This window comes from Streptomyces sp. NPDC030222 (assembly GCF_055573115.1).
Window position 1 is genome coordinate 224,030 of sequence record NZ_JBVICA010000005.1, and the last position, 16,655, is coordinate 240,684.

Consider the following 16,655-nt stretch of genomic DNA (forward strand, 5'->3'; position numbering starts at 1 on the left):
CAGAGGGGGGAGCCGTCGGGCAGGGTCGGCGTATGGGAACGACAAGCAGGTTCAGCAATCCGTATGCGCTCTTGATGGTGACGATGGTGCTCTGGGGGAGCTCATTCGCCGGCTCCAAGTCGGTTGTGGAGCACGTACCGCACTCCGTGGGAGCCTTCCTGCGGTTCGGCGGCGGTGCGCTGGCCCTGCTGTTGGCCGTAGCGATGTTCGGCAGCCGTACGGCGCGCGTACCGGCCCGCAACGGATGGCTTGCGGCGGGGGCCGGTGTGCTGGGCGTCTTCGCCTACAACGGCTTCTTCTTCTGGGGGCTGTCGCTCGCCCCGTCCTTGGACGCCGGCATCCTCATCCCGGTCATGAGTCCCGTCCTCACGAGTACGTTCCTTCTGGTGACCGGCAAGGAGAAGGCCACCTGGGCACGCGTCACCGGACTGGCCCTCGGGCTCACCGGCGCGGGCATCTTCTTCATCGGAGCCGGCGGCAGCGGGGCCGGCGGCTCGTCCCGGCTCCTGGGCGACGCCCTCTTCCTCCTCAGTGCGGTGTGCTGGGCGTCCTACACCCTGGCGGGACCGCGTGTCCTCGCGGGCATCGAGCCGCTGAAAGCCACAACGTACGCGACCTGCGCGGGTGCCGTGCTCCTCGGCCTCCTCGCAGCGCCCGACGCGGTCGACGTGGCGTGGAGCGACCTCCCGGCCAGTGTCTGGCTGAACACCGCATTCCTGGCGATCGGTGCCGCAGCTGTCGCGAACCTCCTGTACTACAAGGGAGTCGGGACCGTGGGTCCCGCAAAGGCCTCCCTCATGATGTTCAACGTGCCCGTCATCAACACACTGTGCGCCACCCTTCTCCTGGGCGAGTCCTTCGGCTGGCTCCAGGGCACCGGGGCGCTGGTGCTCGTGCTGGGCGCCGTGCTCGCGGTGACGCAGGGCAAGCTGCCCTGGCGCTCGGCTGACGCCAAGGCGCAGCCTCCCGCGGCAGACGAGCCGACGGCTCGGGAGGCCACACCGGCCAGGAGCGCATGACGGGGACTGCCGGACGACGGACTCCTCCCGGGCAGGCGTCGCTCGCCCCGGCCGGTGCCGTGACGGTGCGACCGACGAGTGTGCGCAGCGCCGGCCGCAGGCGACGGCAAGCCGAGCGCCTACCTGCCCGTACAGCGGTGTGCGAGAGCCCTGCCGCCCCGACAGGAGCGGCAGGGCTCTCGTGCGCCTGCGACCTTCACGCTTCCCCGACGAACCCCGCCCACGCCTGGCGCGACACACGGATGACGGGTCCGGCCCCGGCCTTGGAGTCCCGGATGTGCACAACTTGCTCGCCGACCGCTACTTCGACGCACTGACCGCCCTCGGTTCCGCTGTAGCTGCTCTTGAACCAGGCGAGGTCAGATGCGACGGTCGGGGTCTCAGCGTTGTTCATAGCGATCCCAACAATCCTTCGATGAACTCCAGCGACTCTCGCGGAGTGAGAGCCTGTGATCGGATAATCCCATAGCGGGCGGCGGCGAGAACCGTCTGTTCCGGGTCGGTCTCCAGAGTGCTGGTCGCGTGTCCCTCGGAGTACACGAACTTCTTGCTGTCCTTGCGTGTGACGACCGTGAATGGTCCGTTTACGCCTGCATTGTCCTCGCTGACGATCGGCATGACTTGGATCTCCACGTTCCGCTTGTCGCCGATCAGTAGGAGATGTTCCAACTGCCCCCGCAGCACGTCTTTGCCGCCATACCGGTGCCGCAGTACCGCCTCGTTCATCACGAAACTCAACAATGGGGTGGGGCGCCGGTCGAAGATGTCCTGTCGGGCCAGTCGCGCGGTCACTCTTTGGTCGATCGTTTCCTGGTCCAGGGGAGGCCGTCGCATGGCGAGCAGGGCCCTCATGTACTCCTCGGTCTGGAGGAGGCCATTGACCACCAAGGCGTCATACACGAGCAGCTCAACGGCCTCCTTCTCCAGTTTCGCCATCCCCTGGAAGAACACCGGATACTGAGCCCGTTCCACCTGCTCCTTCCACACGGTCAGCAGCCCGTCCGCCCCCAGCACCTCGTCCGCCCGCTCGATGGTCCTGGGCGACGGGATCCGCCGTCCCTGCTCGTACGACGCGACCGTGGACGCCGAGTATCCGATCCGCCGTCCGAACTCATCGCGCTCCAGGCCCGCCCGCACCCGCAGCGTCTTCAACGTCTGCCCGAACGCGGTGACCACCCCTTGGCCTGAAGTGTCCGCCGCTGCCTGTTCGACGCCGTTCTCGTCGCCTGCCACCACGGTCCCCGCCCCCGTGTCCGCACCCTCGGTCACCGCCACCGCCTTCCCGGCCCAACGCCAGTCCCCGTGGCGCCGTCACGCCGCGCGTCTCGTACTCGTACCGCCACCGCGCGTACAACGGGCCGCGTCGGTGCGTCATCCCTGGTCACGCTACGCGACCGGCGACACCGTTGTCGGTATGACGAGCAACCTCGGCAGCCACAGCCGTATTACTCAACCCCTCTGCAAGGCCGACCACTTGAACAGCACTCACGCCCCACGGGTTCCCTCCTTCGCGATGTGCTTCACCTCCACCCCGCGGGGCGCCCGCCTCGCCCGGAGACTGGCCGCGCACCGGTTGGACGCCTGGGGCGTTACGTACGGCACCGGCCCGCACGAGGCGATCGTGTTGGTCGTTGCCGAGTTGACCGCGAACGCCGTACGGCACGGTCACGTCTCCGGCAGGGACTTCCATCTGCTCCTGCACGTGACGGAAGCCACCCGTACGGTCAGGATCGAGGTCACCGACACCCGTACCGAGCGGACACCGCCCCAGCCGGAGACTCTGTGCACCCCTGGCGCCGAGGACACCGGCGGCCGCGGGCTGCTGGTCGTGGCAGGGCTCGCCTCCCGCTGGGGCTGGCACCCGCGGTCCGAGGGGCCGGGCAAGACGGTGTGGGCGGAGTGTGCGTTCTCGTCCCCCACGTGACAGGAACCCGACGGCGGTTCCGCCGCGTGCAGATGCCGCCATGAGACCTGGGCGTCAGGAATTGCTGCAGGTGCTGCGGAGATGGCCCGGGCTGCCCGCGGGCACGACGTCCCGGTCCCGGCGGACGATGCTGAGCTTGTCGCCCCAGCCCCGGCACGCCTGCTTCAGGCCACGCTCGGTGTACTCGATCACGATCACGTCGGTGCCGAACGCCGCGGTGTATTCGCCGCACTCGTCGTACTGGCCGCACTCCTCCACCACGGCGAAGTCGACGCCGGCCTCCTCGCGCGCCGGGGCGAGCTCCGCGGTGTTCTTCTGGGCGATGGCCAGGCCCCTCCCGTGTGCGTGGGCGGAGAGATGGGAGAGGAACGCCTTGGCGTCGTCCGCGGTCAGCAGCCCGTCGGGTACGCGTGTGTAGCTGTCGTAGTTGTCCGGTTCGACGGCCTTGTAGCCCTTGGCCGCGCAGTCGTCGATCCAGGCGTTCACCCTCTGCGCGATCCGCTTGCGCTTGGCGGCTGTGTGGATGTCGAGAATCGCCTCGCCCCAGTCCTTGTCCATGACGACGTCGCCGTCCTTGTCACGGAGCAGCAGATCGGCATCCCACTCCTTCTCCGCGCCCGGCTGGGCCTGGAAGGCGTTGACGTAGCAGATGTTGTAGACCCCCGGCGCGGGCGGCGCCGTGTGGTCACGGGCCACGACGGACACCCCGGCCGGAGGCGTATAGGGACCGCCGAGCTGATAGTCGAAGCCCGCGTGCGCGGGGGGAGGCGTCACCTTGGACGGTCCCCCGGCCCCCTTGCCCGAAGGCGCGTCGGGCGCGGTCGACGCAGCCCCGGACGAGGACGGTGTCTCCTCGGCACCGCCACCGCCCGAGCAGGCGGTGGCGAGGAACGAGACGAGGGTTGCCGACGCCAGCAGCGCCGCAGCAGACCTGTGGGGATGAACCCGGTTGCGCATTGTCGAGAAGCTCCAGATAGAGGGGGCAGTTCTGCCGCGGACGCACCGCACCGGTATCCGCCGAGTCGAGACCCGGCTGACCAACCGCACGGCCGGCGTGGTGGCACCCGGCTGCCGATACGGACACCTCAGGAGTACACGCCGGTTGCGGACGTGGCTCGGCAACTCGGCGACCCTCTCACCCGAAGGGGCCGCCTGCGCTCGAAGCGCGGTCGACGGCCGCTGCCCTGCGCAAGCAGTCAGCCGCCAACGCCACAGGATACGGTCACGTCTGCGAATCACCTTCGACGGGGACGGTTCCGATGGCCCTTGCAGTTCTCGTGGCTCTCGCGGGGATGCGCCTTTCCCGTGGCTCCCGCAGGGAAGCCGTGAGGACCGGCGGCGGCACGGACCCGGTCCCGGCTCGTTTCGGCCACCAGCCCCGCAAGACGCGTCGGACCGCGGGCCAGTGAGGTTCGTGACGCTGCCCGTCGGCCGCGGTCGCGCGGCGGCGCGTGCACCCCGGCGAGGCTTTCCCGACGGCCCGCGGGGCGCGGGCCTGTGCGCCGCGGATGTGGACGGACCCCTGTGACCCGGCTCTGCCACCAGTACCCCGAGCCGGGGGTCCGCGGCGTGGCACGACCTGGAGAGGGCCCCGGGACACTCCGGTAGGGCCGGCACCCGGCGGGCGATCTTGGCCGCTCGGCCGGAGAATGGCAGCGCGGGCTTGCCGCCCGTCGACGGCTGCCCCGGGATCGTCGGGTCTGGAGGCCAGGGGCCATGCAATCTGTGACATTCGCGCACCGGGTGGTGGACCTGGCGCCCCGGGAGCAGGTGGCGCCCGGGTTGTCCGCCGACGCCGCTCTCCTGCTGTCCCAGGGCCCCGTCCGTCGTGGCGCTCTTCGCCTCGGCGCCCCGGAAGCCGAGCGGATACGGCCATGACACCCGAAGAGTCCGTGACCGCCGCCGATCGTCCTCCGCCCGGAGAGGCGGCGGACGAGCCCGGCCCGCGGGCCGCTCCGCGGACGGTGGACTCCGAGGACGCCGGGGCACGGGCGCGGCAGGACGAACTCGTGGCGATCCACCAGGTCGCCGGGCGTCTGAAGTCCGCCCACCCCTCGGTCGACGGGGCCGCCGTCGACGCCATGGTCGGCGCGGCCTACAGGGAACTCAACCACGCGAGGATCAGGACCTTCGTCCCGATCCTGGTCGAACGCCGGGTCCGGAGGATGCTCGTCGCGACGCGCCGCGTCGGCGGTCCGGCAGCGGCGGCCACCGTGCAGAGCGGTCCGGCAGCGGCGGCCGGCATGCAGAGCGGTCCGGCAGCGGCGGCCGGCATGCAGAGCGGTCCGATAGCCGAAATGCCGCAAGAGCGCGGCGCGGTGGGCCGCCCGACGAGAGGCACGGCGCGCAACCCGCTGCGCCGGTGGTGGAGGCCGAAGGCCTTCCGGCCGCCACCGGCGGAGGCGACGCACGAGTCGGGGCCCGAACCGGGGCCGTGACGAGGGCGCGTGTGCAGGGCCGTGCGGGTTCGCCGCGACCGAGAAAGGGCGGAGGGCGAGGACGATGGCGGACATCAGGGCCGAACGGATCGCGAAGCTCATCGAGCCGCTGCGGGTCGAGCCGGGCAGGCGCGTGGACCTGGGCAAGGACTTCGATCCCCGCTACAAGGTCCACTTGAAGAAGGAACAGGGCGCCGAACTCCTGCGCACGGGTGTGGCACTGCTGGCCGAGTACCAGGAGCGGCTGGCCGCGCAGGACACGTACGGTGTGCTGCTCTGCCTCCAGGCGCTCGACGCCGGGGGCAAGGACGGGACGATCCGCCATGTCATGAGCGGGGTGAACCCCCAGGGAGTGAAGGTCAGCAGTTTCAAGGTGCCGTCCACCGAGGAGCTCGACCACGACTTCCTCTGGCGCTACGCCCGCAGACTGCCCGCACGCGGGGACATCGCGATCTTCAACCGCTCGCACTACGAGGAGGTGCTCGTCGTGCGGGTGCACCCGGAGCTCCTCGACCGGCAGCGGCTGCCCGCGGATGCGCGGAGGCCGGGGATCTGGGAGCGCCGCTACCAGGAGATCAACGACTGGGAGCGCCACCTCACCGACAACGGCTTCAAGGTGGTCAAGGTCTTCCTGAACCTGTCAAACGAGGAACAGCGCGTTCGCTTCCTGAAGCGGATCGACCTGCCCGAGAAGAACTGGAAGTTCTCCGCCTCCGACGTCCGGGAGCGACGGCGGTGGGACGACTACCAGCTTGCGTTCTCCGAGATGCTGTCGGCCACGAGTACGGAATGGGCGCCCTGGTACGTCGTGCCGGCCGACCGGAAGTGGTTCGCGCGCATCTGTACGGCGGCGGTTCTCGCGCACACGCTGATGGGGATCGACCCCCAGTACCCCGTGGCCGGCGAAGACGCCCGCAGGGACCTGCTGACCGTCAGGCGGGAACTGGAGGAGGAAGCCCCCGAGGGTGCCCCCGCCGATCCTTACGCGGCCGCCCATCCGCTCGCCGGAGAGAACGAGGGGACCGGCCGGACCGCCGAGGGCGACGACACCGGAGGGCCCGCCGGGCGGCCCGGCGCTGAGCCGCGCCACGCCCGCCGTAAGACGAAGCCGAAGCGCTCCTCCACCGCCGAGCGGCGGGCGAAGCGGCGGAAGAAGAGGGCCAGGCGCTCCTAGGAGAGGGCCTGATGGACCTAGGACAGGATCCGGTGGGCCTGGGACAGTACCCGGTGGACCGGACGCAGAGCGGTCCCGATCGGAGGCATGACGATGACGGTGTCGCCGACCCCTGCGGGGGAACCACGATCCCCTTCGCCTTCACCGGAGCGCTGGTACGCGCGCTCTCCGCAGGACGTCGCGGCGGCGTTCGGGGTCGATCCCGCCGACGGGCTCTCCGCCGCGAGGGCGGCCGGACTCCTGGCCGCGAACGGGCCGAACGTACTGCCCGAGGAGAAGCCGCGGCCGACCTGGCTGCGGTTCCTCGACCAGTACCGCAGCTACATGCAGATCGTCCTTGTGATCGCCGCGGGCGTCTCACTGGTCATCAGGCAGTGGAGTACCGCGATCGTGCTCATCGTCCTGACCCTGTTCAACGCGGTCGTGGGTCTGCGGCAGGAGGGCAAGGCCGAGAGCGCGATGAACGCCCTGAAATCGATGATGAAGGCGACGGCCCGGGTGCGGCGGGACGGAACGGAGTCGGAGATCCCGGCCGACCGGCTCGTCGTGGGCGATGTCGTGCTCATCGCCGCCGGGGACCAGGTGCCCGCGGACGGAAGGATCGTCGAGGCGCACGCCCTGCAGATCGACGAGTCGGCGCTCACCGGCGAGAGCGTCCCCGCCGCGAAGGACACCGGGACGCTGCCGGACGCCCGGCTGGGGCCGGGGGAGCAGTCCGACATGGCGTTCATGAACACACCGGTCACCCATGGCAGCGGTGTTCTCGTCATCACCGCGACCGGCCGCGGCACCGAACTCGGCAAGATCTCCGGGATGCTGGCCGCCACCGAGAAGGAGGAGCCACCGCTCACCAGGGAGCTCAACACCCTGACACTGTGGATCACGGCGGCAGCCGGCCTGACCATGATCGTGATGTTCGCCCTGGGCCGCACCCGAGGCCAGGCCTGGGACGCACTCTTCGTCAGCGCGGTCTCGCTCGCCATCGCCGCCATCCCGGAGGCACTGCCCACGGTCACCCAGGCGATCCTCTCGGTCGGCAGCCTCAACCTGGCGAAGCGCAACGCCATCGTGAAGGAACTGCCGTCGGTCGAGACCCTGGCCTTCACCTCGGCGATCAACTCGGACAAGACCGGCACCCTGACGATGAACCAGATGACCGCCGTCGAAGTGCTGAGCCCCACCGACCGGTACACCGTCTCGGGCACCGGCTACTCCCTCGAAGGGAAGGTCCACCACGCCGCGGGCTCGTCAGCCGGGATCGAGGACGCGATCCTGCCGTACGTGGTCGCCAGCGACGCCCGGCTGGCGGACGGCAAGGTGGTGGGCGATCCCACCGAAGGCGCGCTGCTGGTGCTGGGCCACAAGGCGGGCCTGGACATCGAGGCCACCCGGCAGCGGTTCCCCCGGCTCGCCACGCTGCCGTTCGACCCGGACTACAAGTTGATGGCCGCCTTCACCTCGGCTGCCGACGCCTCGGGACGGCCGGTGGTGCGGTGCTTCGTCAAAGGCGCCGCTCCGGCCGTGATGGCCCGGGCCACCACCGCCCTGTCCGCGGGCACGGCCGTCCCGTGGGACGCCGAGCTGGAGCGGCGCGCGGAGGAGCAGATCGAGCGGATGGGCGGTGAGGGGCGCCGGGTGATGGCCGCCGCGATCCGGGATCTGGACCCGTCCTGCTTCGACCCGGAGGGCGACCTGCTCGCCCTGGTCACCGACCTGCGGATGACCAGTCTGGTCGGCATGGTGGATCCGCCGCGTGAGGAGTCCCGGGCCGCTGTGGCGAGCGCCCAGCAGGCCCACATCCGGGTCCGCATGGTGACCGGGGACGACGTCACCACCGGCGCCGCGATCGCCCGGCAGCTGGGCATCCCGGGCGAGGCCGTCCTCGGCGCCGACTTCGCCGCGCTCCCGGAGCACGAGCGGCTCGCCCGTATCGACGACATCGGAGTGGTCGGACGGGTCGCGCCGGAGCACAAGGTGCTGCTCGCCGCCACGCTGAAGAAGAAGGGCAACGTCGTGGCGATGACCGGCGACGGCGTCAACGACGCGCCCGCCATCAAGTCCGCCGACATCGGCATCGCCATGGGCAGCGGCACGGACGTGGCCAAGAACGCCGGCCGCATGATCCTGTCCGACGACAACTTCGCCAGCATCGTCTACGCCGTGGAGCAGGGCCGGAAGATCTACGACAACCTCACCAAGTACATCCGGTTCGTGCTCCTGCTGCTGGTCGCCTTCGTCCTGACCTTCCTCGGGGCCACCGTCTTCAACATCGCGGCCGGCGAGCCCTTCACCCCGCCGCAGGTCCTGTGGATCCACTTCGTGGTCAACGCCTCGTTCGGCTTCGCGCTCGGCTTCGACCAGGAGAGCCCCGGGCTCATGGGGCGCAGGCCGCGTCCCCGAGGGGAGTCGGTCCTGACCCGCCCCGTGATGGTCACGGTCGGCCTCAGCGGACTGGCGATCACGGTCATCCTGCTCGGACTGATCCAACTGGGCGAGGCGCGCTTCGACAGCGCGGAGATCGGCCGTTCCATCGCGTTCACCGCCTTCGCGCTCTGCCTGATCGTGGCCGCGTTCGAGTGCCGCAGCGAGACGGAATCGGTGCTGAGCACGAGCACGTTCGACAGCAAGCAGATGAACCGGGTCGCGCTGAGCCAGTTCGTGCTCGCGGTGCTGGTGACCCAGATGGACGGGTTCCGCCGCGTACTCGGCACCACGGAGATCAACCTCCAGCAGTTCGGCTGGGCACTGCTGGCCGCCGTCGCTCTCCTGTTCCTTTGGGAGCTGGGCAAGTTCGTGGCCCGCAGGTCCGGTGCCCGTGCCGGTGCCGGTGCCGGGGCCGTTGCCGAGTCCGAGTCCGGGTCCGGTGCCACGGTCCGGTGAACGCCATGTCCGAGCACAGCGGTGGGTCCGGCGACGGGTGGCGGCGGGTCGTACCCCGTGTGCCCGGCGTCGCCGTGCTCAGGGGCTACCGGCGCGACTGGCTGCGCGGGGACCTGGTGGCCGGGGTCACCGTCGTGGCCTACCTCGTACCGCAGGTGATGGCGTACGCGAGCGTCGCCGGACTGCAGCCGGTCGTGGGACTGTGGGCGATCCTGCCCGCGATCGCGATGTACGCCGTCTTCGGGTCGTCACGGCTGCTGTCGGTCGGACCGGAGTCGACGACCGCGCTGATGACCGCCACCGCCGTGGCGCCGCTTGCCGCGGGTGATCCCGCCCGGTACGCCGTCCTGTCCTCCGCGCTCGCCCTCGCGGTCGGGCTGATCTGCCTCGTGGCGTGGGCGGCACGGCTCGGTTTCGTAGCCGACCTGCTGTCGCGGCCCGTACTGATCGGCTACATGGCCGGTGTCGCGTTCATCATGATCGTCGACCAGCTGACCAAGCTCACGGGCGTCCCGACCGAGGGATCGGGGTTCTTCCCGCAGCTGGTGTCCTTCCTGGGGAACCTGACCGAGGCCGATCCGACGACGGTGGTCTTCAGTGCCGCGACCCTGGCCTTCCTCTTCGTGGCGGCGCGTCTGCCCCGGAGCGTGCCCGGTCCGCTCCTGGCCGTCGTCCTCGGCACGGTGGCGGTAGTGGTGTTCGACCTCCAGGACCGCGGCCTGCCGGTGATCGGGGAGATCCCGGCCGGGCTGCCCCGCCCCGAGCTGCCACCCCTCGCCGACCTCCAGGGGCTGCTGCTGCCCGCCGTCGGCGTCCTGCTCGTCGGCTACACCGACTTCATCCTCACCGCGCGCGCCTTCGCCACCGAAGGCGGGCCGCGCCCGGACGCCAACCAGGAGCTGCTGGCCCTGGGCACCGCCAACCTCGGTGCCGGCGCCCTCCAGGGGTTCCCGGTGAGCAGCAGCGCCAGCCGTACCGCACTCGCGCAGTCGGCGGGCGCGCGTACCCAGCTGTACGCGCTGGCTGCGGGGGTCGGCGTGGTGGCCGTGCTGCTCTTCCTCAGTCAGCTGCTCGTGAGCACCCCCACGGCCGTGCTGGGCGCGCTGGTCGTCTACGCCGCCGTCAAGCTGCTCGACCTGGCGGGGTTCCGGCGGCTGGCGGCGTTCCGGATGCGGGAGTTCCTGCTGGCGCTCGGCTGCCTGCTCGGAGTGCTGGTCCTCGACATCCTCTACGGAGTGCTGGTGGCCGTGGGTCTGTCGATCACCGAGCTGCTGACCAGGGTGGCGCGCCCGCACGACGCCGTGCAGGGGCTGGTCCCCGGCATGGCGGGCATGCACGACGTCGACGACTACCCGCAGGCCGAGGTCGTCCCGGGGCTGGTGGTCTACCGCTACGACTCCCCGCTGTTCTTCGCCAACGCGGAGGACTTCCGGCGCCGTGCCCTGGCGGCGGTGGACGAGCAGGAGAGCCCGGTCCGGTGGTTCGTCCTCAACGCCGAGGCGAACGTGGAGGTCGACATCACCGGACTGGACGCGCTGGACGAAGTGCGCAGGGAACTGGAGGGCCGCGGGGTCGAGTTCGCCATGGCGCGGGTCAAGCAGGATCTGCGTGTCGAGCTGGACGCGTACGGGCTCACGGGGAGCGTGGGCGAGGACCGGATCTTCCCCACGCTGCCCACGGCGGTCGACGCGTACCGGACCTGGTGCCGGGGCGAGGGCGGCCACCGTGGTGCGGAAGGCCACTGAACGGGCCTGCTCCCGCCCGGCCGGACAAGGCTGGTGCAGCCCGGCCGCAGCAGCAGCGGTGCTCGTTACGGGCCGTGCCGCGGCGCGGACCCGTGGTCCGGCGGCCGCGGCGGCCCGCCGGACTCACGATCCGCGCAGGGCCTGGCGCAGGACGTGTGTGGCCTGGTCGATGGCGGCCTGTGCCGCGTTCGTGCCGCGCAGGGCGTCGAGCATGACGAAGTCGTGGATGATGCCCTGGTAGCGGGTGGCCACCACGGGCACTCCGGCGGCGCGGAGCTTGTTCGCGTACGCCTCGCCCTCGTCGCGCAGCACGTCCGCCTCGGCCGTGATGACGAGGGCCGGGGGAAGCCCGCCGAGCTGCTCGGTCGTGGCGCGCAGGGGCGAGGCGGTGATCTTCGCGCGGTCCGCCTCGTCGGTGGTGTACTGGTCCCAGAACCACTGCATGCCGTCGCGGCGCAGGAAGTACCCCTCGGCGAACCGGTGGTACGAGCCCGTGTCGAACGCGGCGTCGGTGACCGGGTAGAACAGCACCTGCTGGACGAGCGGCAGATCGCCGCGCTCCTTCGCCAGCAACGTCAGCGCCGCTGCCATGTTGCCGCCGACCGAGTCCCCGGCGACCGCGACCCTTGAGGCGTCCAGATCCCTGTCGGCCCCGTCGGTGACGACCCATCGGGCCACGGTGTAACTCTGCTCCAGGGCCACCGGGTAACGGTGCTCGGGCGAGCGGTCGTACTCGGGGAAGACGACGGCGGCCCGGACCCCGACGGCGAGCTCGCGCACCAGCCGGTCGTGGGTGTGCGCGTTGCCGAACACCCAGCCCGCCCCGTGGAGGTAGACAACCACGGGCAGCGGGCCGGTGACTCCGGCCGGCCTGACGATCCGCGCACGCACCGAGCCGGTCGGCCCGCCGCCGATGCTGATCCACTCCTCGTCCACGGCAGGTTTGTCGATGTCGCCGGACTGCACCTCGTCGACGGCCTTGCGGCCTTCCGCCGGGGGGATTTCGAACAGATAGGGCGGACTGGCCGTGGCGGCCGCGAACTCGGCGGCCGCGGGCTCCAGGACGGGCGTGCCGGGCGTGTACGTGCTGTCGGGCATGGTCGACGTCTCCGTTCGAGAGGCGGTGAGGCAGCGGCAGCGCCCCGCGGGTGGCGGCGGCCGTCGTGGCCGTGCACTACTGGCCCTTGCCCCTTCCCACAGTCGCCACGAGCCGCACGCTCGCCCCCGGGCCGCGCGCCCGTCTCCGGGCCGCGCGCCTCCCAGGCAGCCGGTAAAATAGGGATGCCTCCGCCTGTACTGCGCATTTCGAATCGCGGCGTTTCCCGCACCCCTCCGGATCCTCAGCTTCATCCGCTGCCGCAGCCGGTGCAAGTCCAGGAGCCGTGATGAGCGAACAAGGGCAGGCCACAGGTCTGGAAGGGACCGTCGTGCAGCGGGGCGACGCCGACTACGAAGCCGTCCGGGCGCGCATGGTGTGGAACGGGCTCAAGCCCGAGCGATTCCCGGAGATGATCGTTCAGGTGGCCTCGGAGCGGGACGTCCCGGAAGCCTTGGCGCTGGCGCGTGCCCGTGGACTCCGGGTCGCCGTCCGGTCGGGCGGCCACGACTGGTCCGGGTCGTCCGTACGCTCCGACGGCATGCTCCTCGACCTCTCCCGGCTGCGGCGGTTCGACATCGACGCCTCGTCGGCGACGGCGAGCGTGCAACCAGCCGTCACCGGCGGGGACCTCGCTCCGGCGTTCGCCGCACGTGGCCTGGCCTTCCCGACGGGGCACTGCGGGTCGGTCGCCGTAGGCGGGTACCTCCTCAGCGGTGGCCTCGGGTGGAACTCCGGTGCCATGGGGCCGGCTTGCCGGAGTGTCTACGAAGTGGAGGCGGTGACCGCGGACGGCGAGGTGGTCCGCTGCAACGAGCGCGAGCACCCGGATCTGTTCTGGGCGGCTCGCGGAGCGGGTCCGGGCTTCTTCGCCGTCGTCACCGCCTTCCGGCTGCGTCTGCAACGGATGCCCGGGGCGATGGCGTCGACCACGTACACCTTCCCGCTCGCGGAGGTCGAGCAGGTGGCGGAATGGGCCACCCTGACCTCCGAGCAGCTCCTGCCGACCGTGGAGCTGGCTCTCGTCCTCGGCACGGCCGCCCCGCACATGACGCAGGAGCGGCCCCTGCCGAAGACGGTCATGGTCGCCGCCACCGCGTTCGCGGACTCGGAGGAGCACGCCGGTCGGCTCCTCGGGCCGCTCCGGAACTGCCCCTTCGACGACCGTGCCCTCTTCCACGAGGCGCATGAACCGACGTCCTTCGACGCCCTCTACAAGGCGTGCGCCGATCTCTGGCCCCAGGGGCACCGGTACGGCGCCGACACTCTCTGGTCGGACGCGGGCTTCGCCACACTGCTGCCCCGGCTGAGTGACGTCGTCGCCGGAGCACCCTCCGCCGGCTCCCTCGTCCTCGCCCCCTTCGCACCCGCGTCGCACGACGAGGACCTGCTGCGCGACATGGCGTTCTCGGTGCTCGGCGACAGCTACGTCGTCCCTTGCGCCGTGTGGGACGACCCCGCGGCGGACGACGCCAACATGCGCTGGCTGCGCGGGGCGATGGACGCCGTGGCACCCCTGGGCACGGGCCACTACATCGCCGAGGCCGACCTCACCGCCCACCCCACCCGCGCCGAGCGGTCCTTCACCCCCGGCGACTGGCAGCGACTGCGGACCCTCCGGGCGCGCTACGACCCGGACGGGGTCTTCCACTCCTACCTCACGCCTTGACGCCTGTCCCGCCCCGGGGCACGTCCCACGGGCGGGTGTCGGCCCTACGGGCCGGAAGCCACCGAGCCGCTACCTGGTGCCCTCAGACGTGGACCGTTGCCTCGCCCGTGACGCCGAGGCCCGTCTGCTCGCCGGGCCGGAGGGTGACGGGGCCGGCGACGCGGACGTCGACCGGCTTCTCGACGCCGTCGACGGCGACCGTGACCATCGTGTCGTGCCCGTAGAAGCACACGTTCAGCACCGTGCCGCGGGCCGCGGACCCGTTGGTGGAACTGCCGGTGAGACGCAGCTGCTCCGGGCGCAGCAGGACCGTGCCCGAGCGCCCGGCCGCCGCGGGGCCGGCCACCGGGACCGGGCCCAGGGGCGTGGCGGCCGATCCGCCGTCCACGGTGCCGGGCAGCAGGACCGCGTCGCCGACGAATCCGGCGACCCACGGGTCGGCGGGGCGGCGGTAGAGCTCCTGGGGAGTGTCGCACTGCGCCACCCGGCCGTCGCGGACGACCGCGACGACGTCCGCGGTGGACAGTGCCTCCTGCTGGTCGTGGGTGACCAGTACGGCCGTAGCGCCGCCGGCCTGGAGTGCGGCCCGTACGTCCGCCCGTACTCCCGTGCGCAGCGCACTGTCGAGGGCGTTGAACGGTTCGTCGAGGAGGACGAGCCGGGGCCGTGGGGCGAGGGCGCGGGCCAGGGCGATGCGCTGCTGCTGGCCGCCGGACAGTTCGTGCGGCATCCGGTCCCCGTAGCCGGACAGTCCGACGAGCTCGAGCATCTCGTCCGTACGACGGCCGCGTTCGGTCCGGTCGAGGTCGGTCAGGCCGAACGCGATGTTCCGTGCCACGCTCAAGTGCGGGAAGAGCGCGCCCTCCTGGGGGACGATGCCGACCCGGCGCCGCTCGGGCGGCATGTGCACCCCGGGGCCGCAGAGCGTCTGCCCGCCGACCGTGACCGTGCCCGAGTCGGGCCGCAGGAATCCGGCGACGATCCGCAGCAGTGTGGTCTTGCCGCAGCCGGACGGTCCGAGCACGGCCGCCAGGGAGCCGGCGGGGACGGTGAGGTCGAGCCCGTCGAGCACGGACGGCCCGCCCGGACCGCCGTACGTCTTGGTCAGGCCCTCGATGCGGAGTTCGGTCATGTGCGGTGCCTCCCGAGGAGGTAGGAGGGGACGGCGGCCAGCAGGATCAGCACGGCCGCGTACGGGGCTGCGGCGGCGAACGATCCGCTGCCGGTCTCCGTCCACAGGCGGGTGGCGAGGGTGTCCATACCGGTCGGCCGCAGCAGCAGGGTGGCGGGCAGTTCCTTCATGCAGACCACGAAGGTCAGGGCGGCCCCGGCGGCGACTCCCGGGGCGGCCAGCGGCACGGTCACCTCGCGCAGCACCCGCCACGGGCCGCGGCCGAGGGAGCGGGCGACCTCCTCCAGCGCGGGCGGGGACTGGAGTACCGCGGCGCGGGTGGCGGCCACCGCCACCGGCAGGAAGAGCACCGCGTACGCACAGACCAGCAGCGGGAGTTCCTGGTAGAGCGGGTGGGCGTAGCGCACCGCGAAGAACACCAGGGAGAGGGCGACGGTGATGCCGGGCAGGGCGTGGCCCGCGTAGGCGGACTGCTCCAGCAGGTGGGCGGTGCGCCCCCGGTACCGGGCGGCGATCACTCCGACGGGCAGTGCGAGGACGCTGGTGAGGGCGGCGCCCGCGGCGGCCACACCCAGTGTGGTCGAGGTGGCCCCGGCCAGCCCGCTCGGGTCCCACGTGGCGGAATTGCCGACGGCGAGCCAGTAGCCGAGGATCCCCAGTGGGAAGGCGACGGCGGCGACCGTGACCGTCCCGCACCAGGCCAGCGCGGGCACTCGGGCCCGGCCCAGGGTGGCGGTGGCCGCGGGGCGGGCCGTCCCCGTGCCGGTGCGCGCGTACCGGGCGCGGCCGCGGGTGCGTGCCTCGGCGGCGACCAGGGCCACGGTCACCAGGACCAGGACGACGCTGAGCGCGGCGGCCGGGGTGCGGTCGAAACTGGCCCGGTAGGAGGTGTAGATGCCACGGGTGAAGGTGTCGTACCGCATCAGCGAGACCGCGCCGAAGTCGGAGAACACGTACAGCGCGACCAGCACCGCGCCGCCGGCCGCGGCCGGCCGCAGCTGGGGGAGCGTCACGCGGCGGAAGGTCTGCACCGGTCCGAGCCCGAGGGACCTGGCCGCTTCCTCCTGGGCGGGGTCGGTGCCGCGCAGTGCGGCGGCGACCGGAAGGTGCACGTAGGGGAAGCTCACCAGGGTCAGGGACAGCGCGGACCCGGCGAACCCGGCCAGCCCGGGGAACGCGGAGAGCCAGGCGAAGGCCGCGACATAGCTGGGCACGGCGAGCGGCAGGGTCACCAGCACCGCCCAGGCCCGGGCGCCCGGCAGACTCGTCCGGGTGGTCAGCCAGGCCAGGGAGACGCCGATGACGAGACAGGCCGAGACGACGACCGCGGCGAGACCGACACTGCGCAGGAGCAGTACCGCGCTGCGCTCGGCGGTGATGATGCCCCAGGCGTAGGCCGGTCCCCGTTCGAGGGCGCGGACCGCCAGGTATCCGAGGGGGAGAAGCGCGAAGACCGCGGCCACCGCGGCGGGAAGGGCCAGGGCCCAGGGGAGCCCGCGTCCCGCGGGCCGCCGTCCGGCGGGCGCGGGGGCGCCCGCCGGACGGACCGTGTCGTGTTGTGATGCAGTCATTCCGGCC

Annotated in this window: 14 protein-coding genes; 8 read left to right on the forward strand and 6 right to left on the reverse strand. The window is 71.6% G+C overall.

Translation table 11 applies throughout. The features are described 5' to 3' along the window. The first annotated feature begins 32 nt into the window (after positions 1-32). On the forward strand, positions 33-1,019 hold the full coding sequence (locus tag ACZ4Z5_RS09850) for a DMT family transporter (RefSeq protein WP_468259213.1): 987 nt from the start codon (positions 33-35) through the stop codon (positions 1,017-1,019). Between the two features lie 196 nt (positions 1,020-1,215). Here ACZ4Z5_RS09850 and ACZ4Z5_RS09855 read toward each other — a convergent pair whose 3' ends face one another. Continuing rightward, positions 1,216-1,413, reverse strand: coding sequence for a DUF397 domain-containing protein (locus tag ACZ4Z5_RS09855; RefSeq protein WP_468259216.1), 198 nt, complete (start codon positions 1,411-1,413; stop codon positions 1,216-1,218). Continuing rightward, on the reverse strand, positions 1,410-2,255 hold the full coding sequence (locus tag ACZ4Z5_RS09860; protein WP_468259615.1) for a helix-turn-helix domain-containing protein: 846 nt from the start codon (positions 2,253-2,255) through the stop codon (positions 1,410-1,412). Before ACZ4Z5_RS09860 ends, ACZ4Z5_RS09855 begins: the two co-directional genes overlap by 4 nt. A 178-nt stretch (positions 2,256-2,433) precedes the next feature. Here ACZ4Z5_RS09860 and ACZ4Z5_RS09865 point away from each other — a divergent pair, with 178 nt between their 5' ends. Continuing rightward, on the forward strand, positions 2,434-2,943 hold the full coding sequence (locus tag ACZ4Z5_RS09865) for an ATP-binding protein (protein WP_468259219.1): 510 nt from the start codon (positions 2,434-2,436) through the stop codon (positions 2,941-2,943). Between the two features lie 54 nt (positions 2,944-2,997). Here ACZ4Z5_RS09865 and ACZ4Z5_RS09870 read toward each other — a convergent pair whose 3' ends face one another. Next, positions 2,998-3,900 (reverse strand): endo alpha-1,4 polygalactosaminidase, encoded by a 903-nt coding sequence (locus tag ACZ4Z5_RS09870; RefSeq protein WP_468259222.1) that lies wholly within the window; start codon positions 3,898-3,900, stop codon positions 2,998-3,000. A gap of 759 nt (positions 3,901-4,659) precedes the next feature. Here ACZ4Z5_RS09870 and ACZ4Z5_RS09875 point away from each other — a divergent pair. The 5 genes from ACZ4Z5_RS09875 to ACZ4Z5_RS09895 all read left to right on the forward strand — a co-directional run bounded on the left by ACZ4Z5_RS09875 (position 4,660) and on the right by ACZ4Z5_RS09895 (position 11,180). Continuing rightward, positions 4,660-4,821: a hypothetical protein gene (locus ACZ4Z5_RS09875; protein ID WP_468259225.1), complete on the forward strand. Its 162-nt coding sequence runs from the start codon at positions 4,660-4,662 to the stop codon at positions 4,819-4,821. Continuing rightward, positions 4,818-5,381, forward strand: coding sequence for a three-helix bundle dimerization domain-containing protein (locus ACZ4Z5_RS09880; protein ID WP_468259228.1), 564 nt, complete (start codon positions 4,818-4,820; stop codon positions 5,379-5,381). Before ACZ4Z5_RS09875 ends, ACZ4Z5_RS09880 begins: the two co-directional genes overlap by 4 nt. Positions 5,382-5,445: 64 nt before the next feature. Then, a complete protein-coding gene (locus ACZ4Z5_RS09885; RefSeq protein WP_468259231.1) occupies positions 5,446-6,555 on the forward strand; it encodes a polyphosphate kinase 2 family protein in 1,110 nt (369 codons plus the stop codon). Between the two features lie 87 nt (positions 6,556-6,642). Beyond that, positions 6,643-9,435: a cation-translocating P-type ATPase gene (locus tag ACZ4Z5_RS09890; RefSeq protein WP_468259234.1), complete on the forward strand. Its 2,793-nt coding sequence runs from the start codon at positions 6,643-6,645 to the stop codon at positions 9,433-9,435. A gap of 5 nt (positions 9,436-9,440) precedes the next feature. After that, a complete protein-coding gene (locus ACZ4Z5_RS09895) occupies positions 9,441-11,180 on the forward strand; it encodes a SulP family inorganic anion transporter (RefSeq protein ID WP_468259237.1) in 1,740 nt (579 codons plus the stop codon). A 123-nt stretch (positions 11,181-11,303) separates the two neighbouring features. Here the strand turns inward: ACZ4Z5_RS09895 and ACZ4Z5_RS09900 are convergent, their stop codons facing one another. Next, positions 11,304-12,278, reverse strand: a complete 975-nt coding sequence (locus ACZ4Z5_RS09900; protein WP_468259240.1) for an alpha/beta hydrolase — start codon at positions 12,276-12,278, stop codon at positions 11,304-11,306. A gap of 287 nt (positions 12,279-12,565) precedes the next feature. Between ACZ4Z5_RS09900 and ACZ4Z5_RS09905 the strand changes: the two genes are divergently transcribed. Continuing rightward, a complete protein-coding gene (locus tag ACZ4Z5_RS09905; protein WP_468259243.1) occupies positions 12,566-13,945 on the forward strand; it encodes an FAD-binding oxidoreductase in 1,380 nt (459 codons plus the stop codon). An 82-nt stretch (positions 13,946-14,027) separates the two neighbouring features. Here ACZ4Z5_RS09905 and ACZ4Z5_RS09910 read toward each other — a convergent pair whose 3' ends face one another. Beyond that, entirely contained in the window at positions 14,028-15,077 is a 1,050-nt protein-coding gene (locus ACZ4Z5_RS09910; protein ID WP_468259246.1) for an ABC transporter ATP-binding protein, read from the reverse strand. Further along, positions 15,074-16,648, reverse strand: coding sequence for an ABC transporter permease (locus tag ACZ4Z5_RS09915; RefSeq protein WP_468259249.1), 1,575 nt, complete (start codon positions 16,646-16,648; stop codon positions 15,074-15,076). The genes ACZ4Z5_RS09910 and ACZ4Z5_RS09915 overlap by 4 nt, the downstream gene beginning before the upstream one ends. Positions 16,649-16,655 lie beyond the last annotated feature (7 nt).

Coding starts and splice junctions, on each gene's coding strand:
- ACZ4Z5_RS09880 (WP_468259228.1), top strand. CDS start 4,818: ATGACACCCGAAGAGTCCGTGACCGCCGCCGATCGTCCTCCGCCCGGA.
- ACZ4Z5_RS09870 (WP_468259222.1), bottom strand. CDS start 3,900: ATGCGCAACCGGGTTCATCCCCACAGGTCTGCTGCGGCGCTGCTGGCG.
- ACZ4Z5_RS09910 (WP_468259246.1), bottom strand. CDS start 15,077: ATGACCGAACTCCGCATCGAGGGCCTGACCAAGACGTACGGCGGTCCG.
- ACZ4Z5_RS09850 (WP_468259213.1), top strand. CDS start 33: ATGGGAACGACAAGCAGGTTCAGCAATCCGTATGCGCTCTTGATGGTG.
- ACZ4Z5_RS09900 (WP_468259240.1), bottom strand. CDS start 12,278: ATGCCCGACAGCACGTACACGCCCGGCACGCCCGTCCTGGAGCCCGCG.
- ACZ4Z5_RS09885 (WP_468259231.1), top strand. CDS start 5,446: ATGGCGGACATCAGGGCCGAACGGATCGCGAAGCTCATCGAGCCGCTG.
- ACZ4Z5_RS09890 (WP_468259234.1), top strand. CDS start 6,643: ATGACGATGACGGTGTCGCCGACCCCTGCGGGGGAACCACGATCCCCT.
- ACZ4Z5_RS09875 (WP_468259225.1), top strand. CDS start 4,660: ATGCAATCTGTGACATTCGCGCACCGGGTGGTGGACCTGGCGCCCCGG.
- ACZ4Z5_RS09905 (WP_468259243.1), top strand. CDS start 12,566: ATGAGCGAACAAGGGCAGGCCACAGGTCTGGAAGGGACCGTCGTGCAG.
- ACZ4Z5_RS09895 (WP_468259237.1), top strand. CDS start 9,441: ATGTCCGAGCACAGCGGTGGGTCCGGCGACGGGTGGCGGCGGGTCGTA.
- ACZ4Z5_RS09915 (WP_468259249.1), bottom strand. CDS start 16,648: ATGACTGCATCACAACACGACACGGTCCGTCCGGCGGGCGCCCCCGCG.
- ACZ4Z5_RS09865 (WP_468259219.1), top strand. CDS start 2,434: ATGACGAGCAACCTCGGCAGCCACAGCCGTATTACTCAACCCCTCTGC.
- ACZ4Z5_RS09855 (WP_468259216.1), bottom strand. CDS start 1,413: ATGAACAACGCTGAGACCCCGACCGTCGCATCTGACCTCGCCTGGTTC.